13 protein-coding genes are annotated in these 14,126 nt (G+C 66.3%); 9 read left to right on the plus strand and 4 right to left on the minus strand.

The genetic code is table 11. The annotated features are described in order from the left end of the window. The 3 genes from BM031_RS11085 to BM031_RS11095 all read left to right on the plus strand — a co-directional run bounded on the left by BM031_RS11085 (position 1) and on the right by BM031_RS11095 (position 4,635). Positions 1 to 765 (plus strand): metal ABC transporter permease, encoded by a 765-nt coding sequence (locus tag BM031_RS11085; protein WP_091874622.1) that lies wholly within the window; start codon positions 1 to 3, stop codon positions 763 to 765. Between the two features lie 150 nt (positions 766 to 915). Next, entirely contained in the window at positions 916 to 2,301 is a 1,386-nt protein-coding gene (locus tag BM031_RS11090; protein WP_091874623.1) for a tetratricopeptide repeat protein, read from the plus strand. Between the two features lie 162 nt (positions 2,302 to 2,463). Further along, the gene (locus tag BM031_RS11095; protein WP_091874624.1) at positions 2,464 to 4,635 is read left to right on the plus strand and encodes a prolyl oligopeptidase family serine peptidase; all 2,172 of its coding nucleotides are present in this window, start codon (positions 2,464 to 2,466) and stop codon (positions 4,633 to 4,635) included. 207 nt (positions 4,636 to 4,842) lie between these two features. On the opposite strand, the gene BM031_RS11100 is transcribed toward BM031_RS11095, so the two are convergent. Further along, positions 4,843 to 5,418 carry a helix-turn-helix domain-containing protein gene (locus BM031_RS11100; protein WP_091874625.1) on the minus strand — a complete coding sequence of 192 codons (576 nt, stop codon included), beginning with the start codon at positions 5,416 to 5,418 and terminating at the stop codon, positions 4,843 to 4,845. Positions 5,419 to 5,598: 180 nt separating this feature from the next. Between BM031_RS11100 and BM031_RS11105 the strand changes: the two genes are divergently transcribed. The 6 genes from BM031_RS11105 to BM031_RS11130 all read left to right on the plus strand — a co-directional run bounded on the left by BM031_RS11105 (position 5,599) and on the right by BM031_RS11130 (position 12,316). After that, positions 5,599 to 6,804, plus strand: a complete 1,206-nt coding sequence (locus BM031_RS11105; RefSeq protein WP_091874626.1) for a glycine C-acetyltransferase — start codon at positions 5,599 to 5,601, stop codon at positions 6,802 to 6,804. 24 nt (positions 6,805 to 6,828) lie between these two features. Then, complete coding sequence (locus BM031_RS11110) at positions 6,829 to 7,785, plus strand: NAD-dependent epimerase/dehydratase family protein (protein WP_091874627.1); 957 nt, start codon at positions 6,829 to 6,831, stop codon at positions 7,783 to 7,785. A gap of 51 nt (positions 7,786 to 7,836) precedes the next feature. Continuing rightward, a complete protein-coding gene (locus BM031_RS11115; RefSeq protein ID WP_091874628.1) occupies positions 7,837 to 9,225 on the plus strand; it encodes an L-serine ammonia-lyase in 1,389 nt (462 codons plus the stop codon). A gap of 142 nt (positions 9,226 to 9,367) precedes the next feature. After that, positions 9,368 to 10,843 carry a threonine synthase gene (gene thrC, locus BM031_RS11120; protein WP_091874629.1) on the plus strand — a complete coding sequence of 492 codons (1,476 nt, stop codon included), beginning with the start codon at positions 9,368 to 9,370 and terminating at the stop codon, positions 10,841 to 10,843. Positions 10,844 to 10,854: 11 nt separating this feature from the next. Continuing rightward, positions 10,855 to 12,051: a molybdopterin molybdotransferase MoeA gene (locus BM031_RS11125; RefSeq protein ID WP_091874648.1), complete on the plus strand. Its 1,197-nt coding sequence runs from the start codon at positions 10,855 to 10,857 to the stop codon at positions 12,049 to 12,051. 7 nt (positions 12,052 to 12,058) lie between these two features. After that, positions 12,059 to 12,316 carry a MoaD/ThiS family protein gene (locus tag BM031_RS11130; protein WP_091874630.1) on the plus strand — a complete coding sequence of 86 codons (258 nt, stop codon included), beginning with the start codon at positions 12,059 to 12,061 and terminating at the stop codon, positions 12,314 to 12,316. A 35-nt stretch (positions 12,317 to 12,351) separates the two neighbouring features. On the opposite strand, the gene dctP is transcribed toward BM031_RS11130, so the two are convergent. The 3 genes from dctP to BM031_RS25505 form a co-directional block, all read right to left on the minus strand. Next, complete coding sequence (gene dctP, locus BM031_RS11135) at positions 12,352 to 13,368, minus strand: TRAP transporter substrate-binding protein DctP (protein ID WP_229408791.1); 1,017 nt, start codon at positions 13,366 to 13,368, stop codon at positions 12,352 to 12,354. A 241-nt stretch (positions 13,369 to 13,609) separates the two neighbouring features. After that, positions 13,610 to 13,837, minus strand: coding sequence for a hypothetical protein (locus tag BM031_RS11140; protein WP_091874632.1), 228 nt, complete (start codon positions 13,835 to 13,837; stop codon positions 13,610 to 13,612). 15 nt (positions 13,838 to 13,852) lie between these two features. Further along, the gene (locus BM031_RS25505; protein ID WP_177207717.1) at positions 13,853 to 13,999 is read right to left on the minus strand and encodes an alpha/beta fold hydrolase; all 147 of its coding nucleotides are present in this window, start codon (positions 13,997 to 13,999) and stop codon (positions 13,853 to 13,855) included. Between the last annotated feature and the right edge of the window lie 127 nt (positions 14,000 to 14,126).

Raw genomic sequence — 14,126 nt, forward strand, 5'->3', positions numbered from 1 at the left:
ATGGCGGACTTCGACTTCATGATCGTGCTGCCGGCCTTCCTGGCCGGCCTGCTGGTGCTGGCCACCCATATCCCGCTCGGCGCCCAGGTGCTGCGCCGGGGCATCGTGTTCATCGACCTGGCGATCGCGCAGATCGCTGCGCTGGGCGTGATCGTGGCCGGCGCGGCCGGGCTCGACCCGGCCGGCTGGACCGTGCAGGTGGCGGCCGGCGTCGCCGCCGTGCTCGGCGCCTTGCTGCTGACCTGGACCGAGAAGCGCTGGCCGGACGTGCAGGAAGCCCAGATCGGCGTGCTGTTCGTGCTGGCCGCCACCGCCGGGCTGCTGCTGGTGGCGCACAACCCGCATGGCGGCGAGCACCTGCAAGACCTGCTGGCCGGCCAGATCCTGTGGGTAAGCTTTGCCCAGCTGGCGATGCCGGCCCTCGGCGCGCTGGTGATCCTGGCGCTGCTGACGCTGTTCGGCGAGCGCCTCGGGCGGCTCGGCTTCTACCTGCTGTTCGCGCTGGCCGTCACGGCATCGGTGCAACTGGTCGGCGTTTACCTCGTGTTCGCGAGCCTGATCGTCCCGAGCCTTGCCGTGCGCCATTATCCCGATGCGCGCAAGCTGGTGTTTGCCTACCTGGTCGGGGTCGGCGGCTATGGCGCCGGGCTGGTGCTGTCGGTGGTGCTGGACTTGCCGTCGGGCGCGCTGATCGTCTGGTGCCTGGCCGTGCTCGCCATGCTGGTGTATGCGGCCGGCCCGCGCCGGCCGGGCGCGCCCGCCTAGCCTCCTACCACACCCGCATTCGCGCGCGCGGTCTTCACGATTGTGCGGACGCAAACCGGATGTGGGTCGCTCCCTTAAAATTTTAACAACGGCGGACGATTCTTCGTCCCGCCTTGTTGACCGTTGTAAGGGCGCCGCAAGGGGAACCGCATGAACCGCCACAATGCTGCCCGCGATGGGTACGAAGTCTTCCAGTGGTTCCTTCCCGCCGCCGAACGCGGCGACGCCTACGCCCAGTACAACCTGGGCCTGCTGTACAAGCACGGCGAGGCGGTGGAGCGCGACGACGCCCGCGCCCTGGAATGGATGCAGCGCGCCGCGCGGCAAGGACTGGCGGCGGCGCAGAACCACCTCGGCGCGATGTACTGCAACGGCCGCGGCGCCGCCCGCAGCGACGAGCTCGCCGCCCGCTGGTTCCTGCGCGCCGCGTCCCAGGGCGATCCCGCCGCCCAGCAGAACCTCGGCCAGCTCTACCGCAAGGGCCGCGGCGTCCAGCAATCGCACGAGGTTGCCTTCGGCTGGTTCTACCGCGCCGCCGAGCAAGGCCTGCCCAGCGCCCAGACCCTGCTCGGCGAATGCTACCTGCAAGGGCTTGGCGCCCCGGTCAGCCATCCGCTGGCCATGGCCTGGTTCCGCAAGGCCGCGCGCCAGGGGCATGCGCCGGGCCAGCTCAATCTCGCCCTCATGTACCGCCGCGGCGACGGCGTCGAGCCCGACGAAGCCCAGGCCGTGTGCTGGTTCCGCGAGGCCGCCGCCCAGGGCATCGCCACCGCGCAGCGTTACCTCGGCATGGCCTACGCCCAGGGCAAGGGCGTGCCGCAGGATCCGGCGCGCGCCGTCGCCTGGCTCGAGCGCGCTGCCGTGCAAAACGATACCGACGCCCAGTACGCGCTGGGCGCCCAGCTGGCGGCCGGCGACGGCGCCGGCGACGACGAGCGCGCACTGGCGTGGTTCCTGCGCGCAGCCGAGCGCGGCCACGCCCAGGCGCAGTACTGGGCGGGCGTCATGTTCACCGACGGCCGCGGCGCGGCGCGCGACCCGGGGCGCGCCTTCGAATACTATTTGCGGGCGGCGGAGCAGGGCGCCGCCAACGCCCAGTTCAGCCTGGGCGTCATGTACGCGAAGGGCGACGGCGTATCGCGCGACGACGCCCGCGCCGCCGAGTGGTACCGGCGCGCCGCCCAGCAGGGCGACGCCAGCGCCCAGAACAACCTGGGCGTCCTGTACGCCAACGGCCAGGGCGTGCCCCACGACGACACGCTGGCCGCCTACTGGTACGGCCAGGCGGCCGAGCAGGGGCATGCGCTGGCCCAGTACAACCTCGGCGGCATGGTCAATAGCGGGCGTGGGGTCGAACGCGATCCGCTGCGCGCCTATATGTGGATGCTGCTGGCGGCCGGCGCCGGCCAGGAGCATCGCCGCGGGCGCGGCAGCGTCGCCAACCGGCTCGGGTCCGGCGGCGGCGCCTGGGGGCGGGCGCTGGCCACACGGGTACGGGCTGCGCGCCGCCAGCCGCGCCAGGCGCCGGGCCACTGATCACCCATCCAGCCGGTCCATTCGCGTGTTCATGCAGGCTGGATGGATGTTCCATTTCCGCCTCTACCCTTGTCCCCAGGCTGCATATGCGAGCCCGGCAATTCGCGCTATGATGGTCCTCGGCGCTAAGCCGACCCCATGAATAACTCGAATGAGAACCACATGACCCTGAGACACGCAACGCTCGTCGCCCTGCTGGCCGCGGCCTTCGGCGCCAATACGGCGCTGGCACAAAGCTGCCCGGCAAACGGCTCCCCACTGACCTACCCGGTCACGAAGAAGCTTGACCAGACCGACAACTACCACGGCACCACGGTGGCCGATCCTTACCGCTGGCTCGAGGACGCGAACAGCGCCGAGACCAAGGAATGGGTCACGGCCCAGAACCAGGTGACGCAGGCCTACCTGGCGCAGATCCCGCAGCGCGCGGCGATCCGCGAGCGCCTCACCAAGCTGTGGAACTACGAGCGCTACAGCGTGCCGGGCAAGGAAGGCGGCCGCTACTTCTATAACCGCAACGACGGCCTGCAGAACCAGTCGGTGCTGTACACCCTGAAAAACCTGGGCGACACCCCGCGCATCCTGCTCGACCCCAACACCATGTCGGCGGACGGCACCGTGGCCCTGGCCGGCACCGAAGTGAGCCCGGACGGCAAGCTGCTGGCCTACAGCGTCGCAGCCTCGGGTTCGGACTGGAACGAGATCAAGGTGCGCGACATCGAGTCCGGCAAGGACCTCGACGACCACATCAAGTTCGTCAAGTTTTCCAGCACCGCCTGGACCAAGGATGGCAAGGGCTTCTTCTACAGCCGCTACGACGAGCCGAAGGAAGCGACCAAGCTGGCCGACGTGAATTACTTCCAGAAGCTGTACTTCCACCGCATCGGCACGCCGCAAAGCGCCGACACCCTCGTGTACGAGCGCCAGGACCAGAAGGAATGGGGCTTCGGCGGCCAGACCACCGACGACGGCCGCTACCTGATCATCACGACCACCAAGGGCACGGCGCCGAAATACCGCGTGTCCTACAAGGACCTGAGCAAGCCGGACGCGAAAGTGATCGACCTGGTCGACAACTTCGATGCGGGCTACACCTTCATCGACAACGTGGGCAGCGTGTTCTACTTCAGCACCGACCGCAAGGCGCCGAAAAAACGCATCGTCGCGATCGACGTCAGCAAGCCGGCGGAAAGCAACTGGAAAGAGATCGTCGCCGAAAGCGCCGACACCCTGGCCGGCGCCGACATCATCAACAACCAGCTGGTCCTGAAGTACCTGAAGGATGCGCGCAGCGTCGTGCGCGTGCATGACCTCAAGGGCAAGCAGGTGCGCGAGATCGCCTTGCCGGGCATCGGCTCGGTGGGCGGCCTGGAGGGCAAGCGCGGCGACACGGAGACCTTCTACTCGTTCGCCGGCTTCACCACGCCGACCACGATCTATCGCCTGAACCTCAAGGATGGCAAGAGCAGTGTGTTCCGCCAGCCGAAGGTCGACTTCAACCCGGCCGAGTACGAAACCCGCCAGCAGTTCTATACCAGCCGCGATGGCACCAAGGTGCCGATGTTCATCGTCTCGAAGAAGGGCCTCAAGCTCGATGGCTCGAACCCGACCTACCTGTACGGCTACGGTGGCTTCAACATCTCGATGACCCCGGGCTTCTCGCCGGCCAACCTGGCCTGGATGGAAATGGGCGGCGTCTACGTGGTGGCCAACCTGCGCGGCGGCGGCGAATACGGCGAAGCCTGGCACCAGGCCGGCACCAAGCTGCAGAAGCAGAACGTGTTCGACGACTTCATCGGCGCGGCCGAATGGCTGGTGGCCAACAAGGTGACCTCGCCGTCGAAGCTGGCGATTGGCGGCGGCTCCAACGGCGGCCTGCTGGTGGGCGCCGCCATGACCCAGCGTCCTGAACTGTTCGGCGCGGCGATTCCCGCGGTGGGCGTGATGGACATGCTGCGCTTCCACAAGTTCACCATCGGCTGGGCCTGGACCTCGGACTACGGCTCGTCGGAGAACCCGGACGAGTTCAAGGCCCTGGTCAAGTACTCGCCGCTGCACAACCTGAAAGCGGGCACCTGCTACCCGGCGACGATGGTCACCACCGCCGACCACGACGACCGCGTGGTCCCGGCGCACAGCTTCAAGTACGCAGCAGCGGCCCAGGCCGCGCAGGGCGGCGCTGCGCCGATCCTGATCCGCATCGAGACCAAGGCGGGGCACGGGGCGGGCAAGCCGACCACCAAGCAGATCGAGGAAGTGGCGGACCGCTGGGGCTTCCTGGCGCGTGAGCTGAAGGTGGGGGATGGGGCGAAGGCGATGGGCGGCAGTAACTAAGCTCGCTGTGATATAGGCGAAAGACAACGGCCGCCAGTTTGATTTGGCGGCCGTTGTTGTTTTCATATTTTCGTTGAGCGCGACGGACTTGGGCGGAACAACGCCAGTGGCGTTGTTCCGGCCTTCGCCGGAACGACGTGCTTACCTTGTTGGCCTTAAAACCGTCGTACCGGCGAAGGCCGGTACCCAATCTTGCATGAACAGAGGTCAGCGCTGAACAACAACCAGTAAAGCCTTCGCCTCCGTCTTCCCCACATTCCGAATCACATGATCATGGTCCGCCGGATACCGCGCCGTCCCCCCATGCTTGATCTTCTTCTTCTCCGCCCCGACCTCCAGTTCCACCGCGCCCGTAATGACAGTCAGGTGCTCGCTGGTCCCCGGATCGTGCGCCTGCGACTTCAATTCGCCACCGGGCGCCAGGGTCAGCTCATACCATTCATACTTGCCCGCCAGGTCCATCGGCCCGAGGATGCGCAGCGAATAGCCCGCATGCGCCCCCGGCAGGGTCGGCGTTTCGTGCGCGTCCACGATGCGGATCAAATCGACCGAGCGCACCTCGGAGGACAGCAGCTCGCCGATCTCCACCCCCAGCGCATTGGCCAGGCGCCAGGTGATGGCGATGGTGGGATTGGCCTTTTCGCGCTCGATCTGGGATAGCATCGACTTGGACACCCCGGCGATACGCGACAAGTCTTCCAAGGTCAGGCCACGGGCCAAACGCATGCGCTGTAGCGTGGCGCCAACTTCCGGCGGGGCGTTATTTGTGAGAGTTTTGGTCATTGCTTAGTTTAATCCCTGCGGCTTGCCAAGTTCATTAGCTGGGGGTAATATTCGATATATTGAATTTACGTTCGACATACAGAACTCGGTTCCGGGTATCGAACGGATCCAACGGTACATCACCGCCAAGCGCCGGTCAAGCCGGGGCAGGCCAACCAGATAACCAGGAGTGGGAACATCATGAGCGACCAAGCATTCTATAGCGGCCTGCAAACCAAACTCGACACCCTGCGCAGCGACGGCCTGTTCAAGCCGGAACGCGTGCTGGCCTCGCGCCAGGGCGCGGAAGTGGTCGCGCAGGACGGCCGTACGCTCATCAATATGTGTGCCAACAACTACCTGGGCCTGTCCGGCGACGTCGAGACCCAGAAGGCCGCCGCTGCGGCCCTGGAAAAATACGGCTATGGGCTGTCGTCGGTGCGCTTCATCTGCGGCACCCAGACCGTGCACAAGGAACTGGAAGCCAAGCTGTCGGCATTCCTCGGCACCGAGGACACCATCCTGTACGCGGCGGCCTTCGACGCCAACGGCGGCGTGTTCGAGCCGCTGTTCGACGAGAACGACGCCATCATCTCGGACGCCCTGAACCACGCCTCGATCATCGACGGCGTCCGCCTGTGCAAGGCCGCGCGCTACCGCTACGCCAACAACGACATGGCGGACCTGGAAAAGCAGCTGGTCGCGGCCAACGAAGCCGGCAAGCGCCACAAGATCATCGTCACCGACGGCGTGTTCTCGATGGACGGCACCATCGCCCAGCTGGACAAGATCGTGGAACTGGCCGAAAAATACGGCGCCCTGACCATGATCGACGAATCGCACGCCTCGGGCTTCATGGGCAAGACCGGCCGCGGCACCCACGAGCACTGCGGCGTGATCGGGAAGATCGACATCATCACCGGCACCCTGGGCAAGGCCCTGGGCGGCGCGATGGGCGGTTTCACCTCGGGCAAGAAGGAAGTCATCGAGACCCTGCGCCAGAAGTCGCGTCCCTACCTGTTCTCGAACACCCTGGCGCCGATGATCGCCGGCGCCAGCCTGGCGGTGCTGGACCGCATCTCGCGCTCGACCGAGCTGCGCGACCGTCTGATGGACAACACCGCCTACTTCCGCAAGGAGATCGAGCGGATCGGCTTCACCATCAAGCCGGGCACCCACCCGGTGGTGCCGGTGATGCTGTTCGAGGCGCCGGTGGCGCAGAAATTCGCGGCCCGCATGTTCGAACTGGGCGTGCTGCTGTCGGGCTTCTTCTATCCCGTGGTGCCGATGGGCCAGGCGCGCGTGCGCGTGCAGCTCTCGGCCGCGCACACCCGCGAGCAGCTGGGCACGGTGCTCAAAGCCTTCGAGCAGGCCGGCCGCGAACTCGGCATCCTGAAGAATAATTAATTCAAGCCTTAGAACGGAACACACATGGAACGCATCCTCATCATCGGCGCCAACGGCCAGATCGGCAGTGAACTGGTCGGCGCGCTGGCCGAGCAGCACGGCCAGGACAACGTGATCGCCTCGGACATCAGCACCACCAACGTCTACGGCGCCGCGCGCTACATCCAGCTGGACGTGATGGACAAGGACCGCCTGGCGACCCTGGTCGAGGCGGAGGGCATCACCCAGGTCTACCAGCTGGCCGCGCTGCTGTCGGCCACCGGCGAAAAAGCGCCGCTGAAGGCCTGGTCGCTGAACATGGATGGCCTGCTGAACATCCTGGAAGTGGCGCGCGAGCGCGGTGAAGCGGGCAAGCCGCTGAAGGTGTTCTGGCCATCGTCGATCGCCGCCTTCGGCCCCAACACCCCGGCCGAAAACACCCCGCAATACACGGTGATGGACCCGACCACGATCTACGGCATCAGCAAGCTGGCCGGCGAGCGCCTGTGCGAGTACTACCACAGCAAGTACGGCGTGGACGTGCGCAGCATCCGCTACCCGGGCATCATCAGCTACAAGTCGCCCCCGGGCGGCGGCACCACCGACTACGCCATCGCGATCTTCCACGCCGCGCTCAAGGACGAGACCTACGAATGCTTCCTGGGCCCGGAAACCACGCTGCCGATGATCTACATGCCCGACGCGATCCGTGCGACCATCGAACTGATGGACGCGCCAGGCGACAAGGTCGCCATCCGCTCGTCCTACAACGTGGCCGGCGTGTCCTTCAACCCGCGCGAACTGGCGGCCGCCATCCGCAAGGCCCGGCCGGAATTCGAGATCGCCTATGCCCCGGACAGCCGCCAGGCGATTGCCGACTCGTGGCCGAAGAGCCTCGACGACAGCCGCGCGACGACCGACTGGGGCTGGAAGTCCCGCATCGGCATCGACGAGATGGTCGAGAGCATGCTGAACAATATCGACGTCGGCGTCAGCGCCTGAACGCCGCCGCAACATCACGATAATAACAACCAGAATAGTCGAGACAAACAGATGGACATGAGCGTTTTTGATCTTTTCAAGATCGGTATTGGCCCGTCGAGCTCCCATACGGTGGGCCCGATGGTGGCGGCGCGCCGCTTCCTGCTCGAAGCCGGTGCGCTGGATGACGCCGTCGGCGTCGAAGCGCATTTATACGGGTCGCTCGCCCTCACCGGCATCGGCCACGCCACCGACAAGGCGGTGATCCTCGGCCTGATGGGCGAGACCCCGCAGGACATCGACCCGGATGCGGTCGAGGACAAGCTGGCCGAAGCGGAACTGGACGGCGTGCTCAAGCTGCTGGGCACACAAGAGGTGCCGTTCACCCAGCGCGAGAACCTGGTCTGGCACAAGGCCTCGACCTTGCCAGAGCACCCGAACGGCATGCGCTTCGTGCTCAAGCTGCGCGACGGCAGCCTGATCGAACGCGTGTACTACTCGGTGGGCGGCGGCTTCATCACGGCGGCCGGCGAGAGCCAGGCGCGCGCCGCCGCGGCGCCTTCGATCGAGGTGCCTTTCCCCTTCAGCACGATGGCCGACCTGCTCGCCCTGGGCCAGCAGCACGGCCTGTCCATCCCGCACATGCTGCGCGCGAACGAACTGGCGCGCATGAGCGGCGACGAACTCGATGCGGGCCTGGACCGCATCTGGAACGTGATGCGCGACTGTATCGCCCACGGCCTGGTCACCGAAGGCCAGCTGCCCGGTGGCCTGAACGTCAAGCGCCGCGCCGCCAGGCTGTGGAAGCAGGCCCACTGCGACGCCGGCACCCGTCTCAACGAACTGCCGCACGACGCGACCCACCATGTGACCCTGTACGCGATGGCGGTGAACGAGGAAAACGCCGCCGGCGGGCGTGTGGTCACGGCGCCGACCAATGGCGCGGCCGGCATCATCCCCGCGGTGCTGCGCTACTACGCCGAAGACTGCCGCCCGATCGACCAGGCCGGCGGCATCCGCGATTTCCTGCTCACGTCGGCCGCGATCGGCATGCTGTGCAAGAAGAACGCCTCGATTTCCGGCGCCGAAGTCGGCTGCCAGGGCGAAGTGGGGGTGGCCTGCGCGATGGCGGCGGCGGGCCTGGTGGCAGCGCTCGGCGGCTCCAACGAACGCATCGAGAACGCGGCGGAAATCGGCATCGAACACCATCTGGGCATGACCTGCGACCCGATCGGCGGGCTGGTGCAGATTCCCTGCATCGAGCGCAATGGGATGGGGGCGATCAAGGCGATTACGGCCGCTTCATTGGCGCTGAAAGGCGACGGCACCCACTTCGTCAGCCTGGATAACGTGATCGAGACGATGCGGCAGACGGGGGCGGATATGCAGGTCAAGTACAAGGAGACGTCGCTCGGTGGCTTGGCGGTGCACGTGATTACGGTGAATCACGCGGCTTGCTGAGCTACAGTCAACTTGGGTCCCGGCGCAGGCCGGGACCCAATTCAGCTCCACACCCACCCGCTTTTTTTGCACCACAGCATACGATCCCTCCCAGCGCTATAATAAAGTTCCCACTTGTGCCACCACCGGAAACTTCACCCGTATGCAATATGTGTCCACCCGCGCGACCAGCGCGTCCGCAGCACGCAATCCCCAGCGTTTCTCCGACATCCTGCTCGCGGGCCTGGCGCCCGACGGTGGCCTCTACCTGCCCGAGGACTACCCGCAGGTCGGCAAGCAAGAACTCGACGCCTGGCGCAAGCTGTCCTATGCCGAGCTGGCCTATGAGATCCTGCGCAAGTTTGCCACCGACATCCCCGACGCCGACCTGCGCGCCCTGACCGCCAGGACCTACACCGCCGAGGTCTACCGCAACGCGCGCCCCGGCGAAGCGGCCGCCGACATCACCCCGTTGCGCGTCCTCGAAGACGGCAAACAAGGCAAGCTGGTACTGCAGGCGCTGTCGAACGGCCCGACCCTGGCCTTCAAGGACATGGCGATGCAATTGCTGGGCAACCTGTTCGAATACGCGTTGGCCAAGAATAACGATGAACTGAACATTTTCGGCGCCACCTCCGGCGACACCGGCAGCGCCGCCGAATACGCGATGCGCGGCAAGCGCGGCGTGCGCGTGTTCATGCTCTCGCCGCACAAGAAGATGAGTGCCTTCCAGACCGCCCAGATGTTCAGCCTGCAGGACCCGAACATCCACAACATCGCCGTCGAGGGCGTGTTCGACGATTGCCAGGACATGGTCAAGGCGGTGTCGAACGACCTGGCCTTCAAGGCCCAGCAGAAGATCGGCACCGTCAACTCGATCAACTGGGCGCGCGTGGTCGCGCAGGTGGTGTACTACTTCCGCGGCTACCTGGCGGCCACCACCAGCAGCGACCAGAAGGTCTCCTTCACCGTCCCGTCCGGGAACTTCGGCAATATCTGCGCCGGCCACATCGCCCGCATGATGGGCCTGCCGATCGACAAGCTGGTGGCCGCCACCAACGAGAACGACGTGCTCGACGAGTTCTTCCGCACAGGCAGGTACCGCGTGCGCAAGCCCTCGGAAACCTATCACACCAGCAGCCCGTCGATGGACATCTCCAAGGCGTCCAACTTCGAGCGCTTCGTCTACGAGCTGGTGGGCCGCGACGCCGAGCGCACCCATGCGCTGTTCCGCAAGGTGGACACCCACGGCGGCTTCGACCTGTCCGGCGCGCCGGGCAGCGACGGCGACGAATGGAAGCTGGTGGGGCAGTATGGCTTTGCCTCCGGCCGCTCGACCCACGCCGACCGCGTCGACACCATCCGCGACGTGGCGGACGACTACGAGATCACCATCGACACCCACACCGCCGACGGCATCAAGGTGGCGCGCGAGCACATGCGGCCGGGCGTGACCATGATCGTGCTGGAAACGGCGCTGGCCGCCAAGTTCAACGAGACGATTCTCGAAGCGCTGGGCACCGACGCCGAGCGCCCGGCCGGTTTCGAGGACATCGAATCGCTGCCGCAGCGCTTCGTCGTGATGGACACCGACGTCGCGCGCATGAAGTCTTATATCGCGCAGCACACGGGCCTGTGATGAAGCCGCCCATGCTGTCGGTGCGCGAAGCGCTGAACCTGCTGCTCGATGCGGCCCGTCCGGTCACCGACACCGAGCGCGTGGACACGCTGGCAGCGAACGGCCGCGTGCTGGCCGAAGACCAGCTGGCCACGCTCGACGTGCCTTGCGCCGACAACACGCAGATGGATGGCTATGCCGTGCGCGCCCAGGATTGCGAGAGCGGCAGCGCGACCTTGCGCGTGAGCCAGCGCATCCCGGCCGGCACGGTGGGCCAGGCGCTCGAGGCGGGCAGCGCGGCGCGGATCTTTACCGGGGCCCTGATTCCTCCCGGCGCCGACGCGGTGGTGATGCAGGAGCAGTGCGAGGCGGTGGGTGACAGCGTCACCGTGCGCCACGCGCCGCGCGCCGGCGAATGGATCCGCCGCCAGGGCGAGGACGTGGCGAAGGGCGCGGTGATCCTGCCGGCCGGCACCCGCCTGCGCAGCCAGGAGCTGGGCCTCGCGGCCTCGGTCGGCCTGGCCGCGGTGCCGGTGCTGCGCCGCCTGCGCGTTGCCGTGTTCTTCACCGGCGACGAACTGGCGATGCCGGGCGAGCCCTTGAAACCGGGCGCGATCTACAATTCGAACCGTTTTACCTTGCGCGGACTGCTGGAGAATCTCGGCTGCGAATTCACCGACTACGGCATCGTGCCCGATACGCTGGACGCCACCCGGGCAACTCTGCGCAAGGCGGCGGCCGGGCATGACCTGATCATCACCTCGGGCGGGGTCTCGGTCGGCGAAGAAGACCACATCAAGCCGGCGGTCGAAGCAGAAGGGCGCTTGAACATGTGGCAGATCGCAGTCAAGCCGGGCAAGCCGCTGGCCTTCGGCGAAGTGGGGGGCGCGTTCTTCATCGGCCTGCCGGGCAACCCGGTATCGAGCTTCATCACTTTCCTGCTGTTCGTGCGCCCCTTCCTGCTGCGCCTGCAGGGGGTGACCGGGCCGGTGGAGCCGCGCGGCTATTCGCTGCGCGCCGACTTCGCGCTGCCCAAGGCCGACCGCCGCAATGAATTCCTGCGGGTGCGCGTCAACGCCGCCGGTGGGCTCGACCTGTTCCCCAACCAGGGCTCGGGGGTACTGACATCGACGGTGTGGGGCGACGGGCTGGTGGACAATCCGCCGGGCCAGGCGATCGCAGAGGGCGACCTGGTGCGCTTCATCCCGTTTGCCGAACTACAGCACTAGGAACAGCATGACGATCACCTTACGGTATTTTGCTTCGGTACGCGAAGCGGTGGGAATGGGGCAGGAAAGCTTCGAGCTGCCCGCAGGTGCGGCGACGGTGGCCGCGGTGCGCGAGGCATTGGTGGCGCGTGGCGGGGTGTGGGCCGATGCCCTCGGGCCGGAGCGCGCGGTGCGCACGGCGGTCGGCCAGGTAATGTGCGGCCCGCAGGCTGCGGTCGCCGATGGCGGCGAAGTGGCGTTCTTCCCGCCCGTGACGGGCGGTTGAAAGCGAGGGGCGGCGCGGACCGCCCCTGGCCAGCACTAGATCATCGCGAGCGACTGCTCGGCCAGTTCCAGCAGCTTGCCGCAATTGGCGTTGCGCTCGCCGAACTCGCGCCAGGCATTGGTGCGCGCCACCGCCTGCCACTTGCGCAGGGCGTCGGCATTCATGTCCACCACCTGGGCGCCGGTTTTCTGGTACACGGCCGCCACCGCGGCGTCGTCGGCGCGCGCCGCCTTGAGCGCGAAGCTTTCCAGGTCGGCGCCCACCGCCATCACCGCGGCTTGCTGCTGCTTGCTCAAGCGGTCGAACACCGTGCGCGACATCATCAGCGGCTCGAACATGAACCAGTAGGCGCCGCCGCGCGCCGTGGTCAGTGCGCGCGACGACTCCTGCAGGCGGAACGAGATCAGCGAGGTCGACGAGGTCAGCGCCGCGTCGAGCGTCCCGGCGCGCATCGCGGCCTGGATCTCGTTGGACGGCATGCTGACCACCGTGGCGCCGGCGTCCGCCAGCAGGCGGTCCATCTCGGGCGAACCGCCGCGCACCTTCAGGCCGGCCACGTCTTCCGGTTGCAGGATCGGCTTGCCGCGCGAGGCGACGCCGCCGGCCTGCCAGATCCAGCTGACCACGACCAGGCCCTGGTCGTGCAGGATGCGGGTGAGTTCGCGCCCGACCGGCGCATTCTTCCAGGCGTAAGCCTGTTCATACGAGGTGACCAGGCCCGGCATCAGGCCGATGTTCGCTTCCGGCGCCTCGGCGCTTGCATACGTCAGCGGCACCAGGGCCATGTCCAGCGCGCCGCTGCGCAGGGCCGGAAACTGGGCGTTCGCGCCCATCAGGCTGGACGACGGATAGATCGAGAATTTCAGCCCGCCACGGGTGCGGCGCTCGACGTCGGCCGCGAACATGCGGCACAAGCGGTCGCGGAAATCGCCCTCGGCGATGCTGCCGCCGGGGAACTGGTGCGAAATCTTGAGATTGTTTGGCTGCGCCCAGGCGGACTGCATCCAGAGTGGACTGGTCGCGATTGCGCCCAGCATTGCCCTACGGGACATTGCTGCCCTTTTTGTTACCGACATACACATCCTCCAAGATGGTGAAACGAATTGCCGCAGGCATCGTGGCCACCTCGTCGAGCGGGCTGCCATCGTGTCTTGTAGCGGGTACAAGAATATTCCTGCCACATCTATTGTCAAGCGGAATCTTATAGATATGGCAAATCAGTGCAGGCACAGAGGCGGCCGTATGCGACTGCCGCCCTGGTCCCGCCTTGATCCAGCCCGGAGGAGATATGGTTCAGCGCTTGGGCTTGATCGCCTCGCAAGGGCGGCATTGCGCGCCGCGCTTGGCCTGGTAATAGCGCGAGCCGATGAAGATGGCGGAGGCCAGCACGGCCCAGGCCATCGACTCGCGCCAGTTGGCCCCGAACGCATCGCCGCGCAGCATGTCGACGACTTCGAGCAGCAGGAACATCGAGCTCGCGGCCAGCAGGTATTGGCCACTCCAGTAGATCAGGTTGCGCATGGTGTACTCCTTGGGTCAAAGACGGTTGAGGAAACGGCGGACGGCGTCGGCCACCAGCTCGGGCTGGTCGAACATGGCGAAGTGGCGCGCTTTCGGGATCGGCTCCACCTCCAGCTTCGGGGTGCCGGCCAGCAGGCTGCGGTAGTGCTCGATCTTCATCATCGATGTCACCTGGTCCTGGCTGGCATCGGGTTCGAAGTAGACAGAATGTATTGACCTACCAACCTCAACAAGCGCGGGTTACGCTGAGGGTTGGTGAACCTTTCGGCGCAGAGCCGCAATTGAGGAG

The sequence above is a fragment of the Massilia yuzhufengensis genome (assembly GCF_900112225.1).
GTDB lineage: Bacteria > Pseudomonadota > Gammaproteobacteria > Burkholderiales > Burkholderiaceae_D > Telluria > Telluria yuzhufengensis.

Bases quoted from the DNA above. Each gene is read 5' to 3' on its own strand.
- BM031_RS11085 (WP_091874622.1), top strand. From the start codon at position 1: ATGGCGGACTTCGACTTCATGATCGTGCTGCCGGCCTTCCTGGCCGGC.
- BM031_RS11090 (WP_091874623.1), top strand. From the start codon at position 916: ATGAACCGCCACAATGCTGCCCGCGATGGGTACGAAGTCTTCCAGTGG.
- BM031_RS11095 (WP_091874624.1), top strand. From the start codon at position 2,464: ATGACCCTGAGACACGCAACGCTCGTCGCCCTGCTGGCCGCGGCCTTC.
- BM031_RS11100 (WP_091874625.1), bottom strand. From the start codon at position 5,418: ATGACCAAAACTCTCACAAATAACGCCCCGCCGGAAGTTGGCGCCACG.
- BM031_RS11105 (WP_091874626.1), top strand. From the start codon at position 5,599: ATGAGCGACCAAGCATTCTATAGCGGCCTGCAAACCAAACTCGACACC.
- BM031_RS11110 (WP_091874627.1), top strand. From the start codon at position 6,829: ATGGAACGCATCCTCATCATCGGCGCCAACGGCCAGATCGGCAGTGAA.
- BM031_RS11115 (WP_091874628.1), top strand. From the start codon at position 7,837: ATGGACATGAGCGTTTTTGATCTTTTCAAGATCGGTATTGGCCCGTCG.
- thrC (WP_091874629.1), top strand. From the start codon at position 9,368: ATGCAATATGTGTCCACCCGCGCGACCAGCGCGTCCGCAGCACGCAAT.
- BM031_RS11125 (WP_091874648.1), top strand. From the start codon at position 10,855: ATGCTGTCGGTGCGCGAAGCGCTGAACCTGCTGCTCGATGCGGCCCGT.
- BM031_RS11130 (WP_091874630.1), top strand. From the start codon at position 12,059: ATGACGATCACCTTACGGTATTTTGCTTCGGTACGCGAAGCGGTGGGA.
- dctP (WP_229408791.1), bottom strand. From the start codon at position 13,368: ATGTCCCGTAGGGCAATGCTGGGCGCAATCGCGACCAGTCCACTCTGG.
- BM031_RS11140 (WP_091874632.1), bottom strand. From the start codon at position 13,837: ATGCGCAACCTGATCTACTGGAGTGGCCAATACCTGCTGGCCGCGAGC.
- BM031_RS25505 (WP_177207717.1), bottom strand. From the start codon at position 13,999: ATGATGAAGATCGAGCACTACCGCAGCCTGCTGGCCGGCACCCCGAAG.